Below are 7,781 nucleotides of genomic sequence, written 5' to 3'. Positions count from 1 at the left end.
GCGACGCACAGGATGCGCGGAGCCCGCTACTTCTGGCACCCCGGGCACCAGTAGAGGGCTCGGCCGTTGAGGTCCTGGCGCAGCACGGTGGTGCCGCAATGCAAGCACGGCTGACCGTGGCGGTGGTACACGTAATTGCCGTGGTGGGGCCAGGCTTCGGCCTCCGGTACACCGGGACGATCCGCGGGGTCGGTGGTGATGATGCGGCCCAACCGCACGCCGATGTCCATCAGCGCCACGTTCTCGTCCCACAACCCCACCAGATCTTCCCGGCTCAGCGACGTGCCGGGAAGGAAGGGATTGACCTTCCGGCGGAACAGGGATTCCGCCCGGAAAATGTTGCCGATACCGGCCACCACGTTCTGCTCCATCAGCAGCACGGCAATCGGGCGTTTGCTCTTACCGGCCTTGGCGATGAACGGCTCGGGGTCCGCATCGGGGTCGAGCGGGTCCGGGCCCAGCTTGGCTTCCGCCACCGCGGCCTCTACCGGGGTTTCCACGGTGCACAATGCCGGCCCGCGCAGATCCGCCCACCCGTGCTCGCCCACCAGCCGGGCACGCACGGCACCGATGGGAGCGTCGGGTACGACCAGCCCGGCGTCGTCGTACGCCACGGTGGACCCGGCCGCGGAACCGGTTTCCTGCTCGCCCACCTTGCGGGGCGCCCCGATCGACGACGCCGCTTGGAACGTCTCATCGCCGACGAAACTCCACGCCCCGTAAATGCCGAGGTGTGAGCGCAGGATCAGGACGTCGGCGGCATCGTTCGGCGCGGCAAAACTCATGAACAGTTGCTTACCGTGGGCGCGGGCGCCGGTGAGAACGCGGCCGTCGAGCCGTGCCGCGCCGTTTGCGAAACGGCCCTGCGGGCTGGAGACCCGCACGGGCCGGCCCGCGAAAACGTCCCCGAGCTGGCGAGCCAGCCGGTGAACCGAGTGACCTTCGGGCACGGTCAGTTCTGCGCGGCGGGGCGCGCGGTGACCTGGTCGAGCTTGCCCCTGATATCTCCGGTGGTCTCGTATTCGCCCAGCTGGGCAATACGGCGCTCATGGCGTTCTTCACCGGTGAACTCCTCGGCGAGGAAGGCCTTCACGATCTCCAGCGCCTCCTCCTTGGAGTGCTGGCGGCCACCGATAGCCACGACCTGGGCATTGTTGTGTTCCCGGGCGAGCTTGGCGATGTCCAGGTTCCAGGCCAGGGCGGCGCGGATTCCGGGCACCTTGTTGGCGGCCATTTGCTCACCGTTGCCGGAGCCGCCGAGCACAATGCCCAGGGAGTCCAGACCCTGATCGCGGTCCTCCTTGACGGCCCGGGCGGCGTGGATGCAGAAGGCGGGGTAGTCATCAGCGGCGTCGTAGTCCTCGGGGCCGTGGTCGACCATCTCGTAACCCGCGGCGGACAACTGATCGACAAAGTACTGGGACAGCTCGAGACCGGCGTGGTCGGTGGCAATGTGCACGCGCATGGGCGGGGATTCTCCTGGATCAGGTGCGGCGCCGAGGGCATTCACCCGGGTCACCGCCGAGAACTTTCTGACACCCACCACCGTACCGTGAGCGCCCCGGAACGCCCTGATCGGGAGGATCACAGCCCGTGCCGCTGTGATCTCGGCCGCAGACTGCCATAATGGCTAGATGCTCGCGCGCCCGGTGCGCGCATGCCCCCCGCAGTCGAGGAGAGGATCACTCACGTGCCCGGAATCAATTTGACCCGAGAGGAAGCCGCCCGGCGGGCGGAGACTGTTTCGGTCGATTCCTATGATGTGGTCCTGGATCTCACCGATGATCCGGAGACGTTCCCCGCACGCACCACGGTGCGTTTCACGGCCGCACCCGGTGCCAGTACCTTCATTGATGCAATCACCGCGTCCGTGGAGTCCGTGAGCCTCAACGGCAAGCAGCTCGACCCGTCCCGGGTCAGCGACGGCGTGCGCATCCAGCTCCCCGATCTCGCGGAATCCAACGAGCTGGTCGTGGAATCCCGGATGAACTACATGAACACCGGTGAGGGCCTCCACCGCTTCGTGGACCCGGTCGACGGTGAGGTGTACCTCTACACCCAGTTCGAGGTGGCCGACGCCCGCCGCATGTTCCCGGTGTTCGAACAACCCGATCTGAAAGCCACCTTCCGCTTTGTGGTGACCACCCCGCAGCACTGGGCCGTGGTGTCCAACCAACCCACCCCCGAGCCGGTTACCGTGCGCGACGGCGTCGCGCGCTGGGAATTCTCCCCCACACCCAGGATCTCCTGCTACATCACCGCGTTGATCGCCGGACCCTACGAGTCCCTCACCGACTCGCTGTCCTCCTCGGACGGGCGCACCATTGACCTGGGTTTGTATGCGCGCAAGTCGCTGTCCGAGTACGTGGACGCGGCCGAGATGTTCGAGGTGACCAAGCAGGGCTTCGAATTCTTCGAATCCCAGTTCGGTGTGCCCTACCCGTTCGAGAAGTACGACCAGTTGTTCGTGCCCCAGTTCAACGCGGGTGCCATGGAGAATGCCGGTGCCGTCACCTTCGTGGAGCAGTACATCTTCCGGTCCAAGCCCTCACAGGCCCGCGTGGAGCGCCGCGCCATCACCGTGTTGCATGAACTCGCGCACATGTGGTTCGGCGACCTGGTGACCATGCGCTGGTGGAACGACCTGTGGCTCAACGAGTCCTTTGCCGAATACATGTCCACGCTCGCGTGCGCGCAGAACACCAAGTACACCAATGCGTGGACCACGTTCGTGGCCGGCGAGAAGTCGTGGGGTTACGAGCAGGATCAGCTGCCCACCACCCACCCCATCAAGGCCGAGATCCGCGACCTCGAGGACGTGCTGGTCAACTTCGACGGCATCACCTACGCCAAGGGCGCCTCGGTGCTCAAGCAGCTCGTCGCCTGGGTGGGCCAGGACGAGTTCATGGCCGGGCTCAACGCGTACTTCGGCAAGCACGCGTGGGCCAATACCGAGCTGGCCGATCTGATGGTCGAACTCGAAGCGGCCAGCGGACGCGACCTCACCGATTGGACCGAACGCTGGCTGGAAACCGCGGGCGTCAACACCTTGATTCCGCACGTCGAGGCGGACGAGGACGGCGTGATCACCTCCTTCGGCATCGAGCAGATCGGTCAGGAGGGTCACCCGACCCTGCGCCCGCACCGGTTGGCGGTGGGTTTTTACGATCACGACGACGCCGCCGGGCGCCTGGTGCGCACCCACCGTGTGGAGCTGGACGTGGACGGCGAACGAACCGAGGTACCCGAACTCGTGGGTCGTGAGCGACCGGACCTCGTGCTCCTCAATGACGACGATCTGGCCTACGCCAAGATCCGCCTGGACGAGTGCTCCCAGGACACCGCGTCCAACCACCTGGGCGATTTCGAGGAGTCTCTCCCCCGCTCCCTCGTGTGGGGTGCGGCGTGGGATTCCGTGCACGACGGCGTGTCACCCGCCCGCGAGTACGCCCAGCTGGTGCTGGCCAACATTGGCCGCGAGACCGACTCCACGGCGGTGCAGGTTCAGCTGCGCCAACTCGACACCGTGCTCGACTATTACGTGGCGCCGGGGGACGCGGACGAGATCCGTACGGGCGCGGCCACCACGATCTGGGAGCTGGTGGAGGCCTCGGCACCGGGATCGGATCACCAGTGGCAGTTCTTCCGTGCCTTTGCCCGCCGCGCCGTGACAGCCCAGCAGTTCGATCGGCTCGAGTCCTTCGACCGGGGCGAGAACATTCCCTCCGGCGTGGACATGGACACCGACACCCGCTGGGTCGTGCTCACGGCGCTCGTGGCCGCGGGTCGCCGGGGCGAGTCCGAGATCGACGCCGCCCTGGCCCGGGACAACACGGAGACGGGCGCCATTGCCGCCGCGACCGCGCGTGCGGCGATCCCCACCGCGGAGGCCAAGGCCGCGGCCTGGCAGCAGATCGTGGTGGACGGTTCGCTGCCCAACTCCCAGCAGCAGGCGGCGATAGCAGGCTTCTTCCGCGTGCACGACACAGACCTGGTGGCCCCGTACGCGGAGAAGTACTTCGCGGCGGTGACCGATGTGTGGGCCACGCGCACGCATGAGCTGTCGCAGCAGATCGCGGCGGGTCTGTTCCCGCGCATCGCGACCCAGGAGACGGTCGACGCCGCCCAAGGGTTCCTGGATCGCTTGGCAGGACAGCACAACGGCCTGCGCCGTATCGTGTTGGAGCGCCAGGACTCGATCCGTCGTGCCGTGGCGGCTCAGGCCGTGGACGCCGCCTCCGCGGGACACGAGGATGAAACCGCATGAGCGCCCCCGATCAACCTCCCCTGAATCCCCAGGCCGGTCAGAGCGAGGGGCGGCGCACCTTCACCCTGGGTGCCGTGGGTTCCCGGTCCGCCGCGCGGCCCGTGATGCAACCCCCGCAGCAGGTGGGTGACGCGCGGGAGGCGGCCGAAGCGGCGTCGTCGGAGTCGTTTTACGCGCAGGTGGGCGGGCACGAGACGTTCGTCAAGCTCACGAGCGAGTTCTACCGGCGCGTGGCCCAGGACGAGGATTTCAAGGCCCTGTACCCCGAGGAGGACCTGGGACCGGCCGAGCGCCGGCTCCGCATGTTCCTCGAACAGTACTGGGGCGGGCCCGTCACGTATTCGCAGGAACGCGGTCACCCCCGATTGCGGATGCGGCACGCACCGTTTCCCGTGGACACCTGGGCGAGGGAAACGTGGCTCAAGCACATGCGCGGCGCCATGGACACCCTGGAGTTGTCACCCTTGCATGACGGCATCATGTGGGATTATTTCGACCGGGCGGCGCACGCCATGGTGAACCGCCCGGGCTGATCAGCGCTGAGCGTTCTTGACCACCACGTGGCCGGCCTGGGTGCTGAGCCTGAGCCACTGCCCGGTTTCCTCCGCGGCCACGGCCACCTCGACCTCGGACGGTGGAATGAATCCGAGGACGTCCAGCCCGAACGCTGCGCCGTCGGGAATGTCCGGAACTTCCAGGGGGCCCCACCCGGAACTCGCACCCCAGATGTCCGAGCGCACCTTGGAGACGACCGCGGCCCCGGAATCGGTGGGGACGGTGTCCGCGACTTTCTGAATTCCCGCCCGGGCCACGTCACGCACATGATGGGCGGACACGACACCGCGCTTGGTCCAGCCGCTGCGCGGGGCAACCATCCCCGCCCACGGGGCCGCAACCTCCTGCGGGGGTGCGCCGATGCGGACCGGTTCGCCCGCGATCGCCGGATCAATGAGGGAGTACCGGGCCAATCGATCGAGGAGGGCCGAGGCGGGGACGGTGAGGTCCATGTCCGAGGGGCGTGCCAGCGTCACCGCGCGCAAACCCAGCACCACCGGCGATCGATCCATGATGGTCGAGGGGTAGATCACCGGAACCCACGTGGCCAGGGCGTGGCCGAAGCCCTGGAGGCGCACGGCGGCGTTCGCGTCGAGGCTGCGCGCGCGGCTCAGCAGGGTGGCCAGGTCGGAGGCTTCGGCGGGGCCGGCCAGGAAAATGCCGGGGGTCCGCTCGTCCCCAGGGTGTGTCATCGTTCGTCGAGCTCCTTGACCTCATCTGCCAGGGCGTCCAAGAGGGCCTTGTGGTCCTCCGACAGTTTTTGACTCTTTCCCGTGTCCGGGTCCATTAAGACCATCACGGATTCACCCTCCGCGTAAACAGCCGAGCCGTCCTCTTCCTGCAACCGGTAGGAAATCGTGAAGGATGAGCCCCCGACCTTGGAGATCCAGGTGCGCACGTACACCGGTTCGTGGCGGTAGAACAATTGTTTTTTGTAGTCGATGCTCTGGTGCACGACCACGGTGCGGATATCCCCGATCGACTCACGGAACGTGGTGTCCTCCGGGATGCCGTGGTCCGCGTTCGCCTTGATGGGGGACGAGGTCAGGCGCACCCGGGCGTCCTCGAAGAACCGCACCATGATCACGTTGTTGATGTGGCCGTAGGCGTCCATGTCCGAGAATCTCATTTGAAGGGGAATGTTTATCGACGTCATGCCCCCATCAGATCACATCCGGGCCAGCACTAGGATGGAGCTCATGAGTGTTGATCCCCAGAAGGAACCCGTGAAAGCCCTGCTCCACATGCTGGACCTGGCGGACGGTGGAGGGGCCAGAACCCTCGAGGACATTTTCGTCGGTCAGACGATCACGAGCATGCGCAATCGGGTGTACGGCGGGCAAGTACTTGCCCAGGCGGCGATGGCGGCCATGCGGACGGTTCCCGAGGAACGGGCCATTCACTCGTTGCACGCGTACTTCCTGCGCCCCGGGGACGTGAACTTCCCGATCACCTTTGGTGTGGAGCGTGTTCGCGACGGGCGTTCATTTTCCGCGCGCCGGATCCACGCCTATCAGGACGGCAAGACCATCCTGTCCATGATCGCCTCGTTCCAGGCCCCCGCGGGCGGTCTGGATCATCAGGACGAGATGCCGGCCGATGTCCCGGATCCCGAGTCACTGCCCACGCTGCGCGATCTGCTGGGCAGTATCGACCTGCCGGAGGCCCGGGCCACCGCGTTCGAGCGCCCGTTCGACATGCGCTACGTGACCGAGCCCCTGTTCCTGCCGTGGAGCGGCACCCGCGAGGCGTACAACGCCGTGTGGATCAAGGCGCTCGCGCCTCTGCCCGATGACCCCCACATCCACCGCGCGGCCCTGGCCTACGCCTCCGACTACACGATGCTCGAACCCGTGCTGCGCCGCCACGGCAAATCCTGGGTCGAACCCGGCCTCAACGTGGCGTCCCTGGACCACGCCATGTGGTGGCACCGCGATGCCCGCGCGGACGAATGGATCCTCTACGTCCAGGCCTCCCCCAGCGCGTCCTCGGCTCGCGGTCTGGGTGTGGGCCGCATGTTCACGCAGGACGGCGCGCTGATCGCCACCACCGCCCAAGAGGGCATGATGCGCCTACCGGATTTCCCGTGAGCTACCGCTGAGGGAACGACATCCCCGGGGTCAGTGCCGCGGCCGTGAACAGCAGCCCGTCGGTCACGGCCCACCGACCGCGCACCACGCGCACTTCCCCGTCCGGGGTGGGCAACGGCCGCGGCAGGTCCACGGTGAACGTCCCGTCCGTGTGCACCGCGGCGTCCACTTCTTCGAAGCCGAGCCACTCCCGGCGTAACGGGTACCACAGCTTGTACGTTGCTTCCTTGAGGCTGAAGACCACCCGGTCCCACGCGACGTCCGGGACCGCGGCGCCCAATTGCGCCACGCGACGTCGTTCGGGCGGCGTGAGCGTGAGGTCCGCGACGTCCACCGGCAGCGGGAGGTGGGGTTCGGCGTCGATCCCCACGCCCGTGACCTCGCCGCGCCGGGCCACGGCCGCCGCCCGCAACCCGTCGCAATGGGTGATGCTGCCCACGACACCGGCCGGCCACAGGGGTTCCCCCCGGCCGCCCCGTCCGATGCTCGCGGCCGGGACCCCGAGGCGCCGCAGCGCCTCGTGCGCGCACGCGCGACCGGTCGTGAACTCGGCGACCCGCGAGGGCACCGCGGCCGCCACGGCGGCCGCCTCGGCCGGGCCCAAGCGCTCCGTGACGTTATGTGACACAGCCTCCACGACCGCGGCGTGCGGCAGTAGCGCGGCGAACTGGCGGGCGGCGGAAGATCCGTCGCGGTGGTCGGGCGCGTCGCCGCGCGGGGTACCCGCCGGATCGACGTGTCGCACCAAGGGCACCTCCGTGGGTCGGGCGCGGTCGCGCGCCGCGCGGGTCCGGGCGTGTCCCCGGGGATACCAAGTTAGGTTAGCCTAACCATGATAGAAATGGGGCGTGCTGAACCAACGGACCACG

Annotated in this window: 8 protein-coding genes; 3 read left to right on the top strand and 5 right to left on the bottom strand. The window is 67.5% G+C overall.

Annotated elements, in window-relative coordinates; all coding sequences use genetic code 11:
- Positions 1 to 26 precede the first annotated feature (26 nt).
- On the bottom strand, positions 27 to 950 hold the full coding sequence (locus tag Q4E95_RS09420) for an Fpg/Nei family DNA glycosylase (protein WP_303383061.1): 924 nt from the start codon (positions 948 to 950) through the stop codon (positions 27 to 29).
- A gap of 2 nt (positions 951 to 952) precedes the next feature.
- On the bottom strand, positions 953 to 1,465 hold the full coding sequence (locus Q4E95_RS09415) for a ribose-5-phosphate isomerase (RefSeq protein WP_303383060.1): 513 nt from the start codon (positions 1,463 to 1,465) through the stop codon (positions 953 to 955).
- Positions 1,466 to 1,690: 225 nt separating this feature from the next.
- Between Q4E95_RS09415 and pepN the strand changes: the two genes are divergently transcribed.
- On the top strand, positions 1,691 to 4,267 hold the full coding sequence (gene pepN, locus Q4E95_RS09410) for an aminopeptidase N (RefSeq protein ID WP_303383059.1): 2,577 nt from the start codon (positions 1,691 to 1,693) through the stop codon (positions 4,265 to 4,267).
- 104 nt (positions 4,268 to 4,371) lie between these two features.
- Positions 4,372 to 4,800, top strand: coding sequence for a globin (locus Q4E95_RS09405; RefSeq protein ID WP_303383063.1), 429 nt, complete (start codon positions 4,372 to 4,374; stop codon positions 4,798 to 4,800).
- On the opposite strand, the gene Q4E95_RS09400 is transcribed toward Q4E95_RS09405, so the two are convergent.
- Positions 4,801 to 5,514, bottom strand: a complete 714-nt coding sequence (locus Q4E95_RS09400; protein ID WP_303383058.1) for a hypothetical protein — start codon at positions 5,512 to 5,514, stop codon at positions 4,801 to 4,803.
- Positions 5,511 to 5,951, bottom strand: coding sequence for a thioesterase family protein (locus tag Q4E95_RS09395; protein WP_303383057.1), 441 nt, complete (start codon positions 5,949 to 5,951; stop codon positions 5,511 to 5,513). The genes Q4E95_RS09400 and Q4E95_RS09395 overlap by 4 nt, the downstream gene beginning before the upstream one ends.
- Before the next feature lie 70 nt (positions 5,952 to 6,021).
- Here Q4E95_RS09395 and Q4E95_RS09390 point away from each other — a divergent pair, with 70 nt between their 5' ends.
- Entirely contained in the window at positions 6,022 to 6,912 is an 891-nt protein-coding gene (locus tag Q4E95_RS09390) for an acyl-CoA thioesterase II (RefSeq protein ID WP_303383056.1), read from the top strand.
- A 1-nt stretch (position 6,913) separates the two neighbouring features.
- Here the strand turns inward: Q4E95_RS09390 and Q4E95_RS09385 are convergent, their stop codons facing one another.
- Entirely contained in the window at positions 6,914 to 7,657 is a 744-nt protein-coding gene (locus tag Q4E95_RS09385; RefSeq protein ID WP_303383062.1) for a 4'-phosphopantetheinyl transferase, read from the bottom strand.
- Between the last annotated feature and the right edge of the window lie 124 nt (positions 7,658 to 7,781).

It is taken from the genome of Kocuria sp., assembly GCF_030536815.1.
Classification (GTDB): Bacteria; Actinomycetota; Actinomycetes; order Actinomycetales; family Micrococcaceae; genus Kocuria; species Kocuria gwangalliensis.
This window is presented reverse-complemented; position numbering and strand designations above follow the sequence as displayed.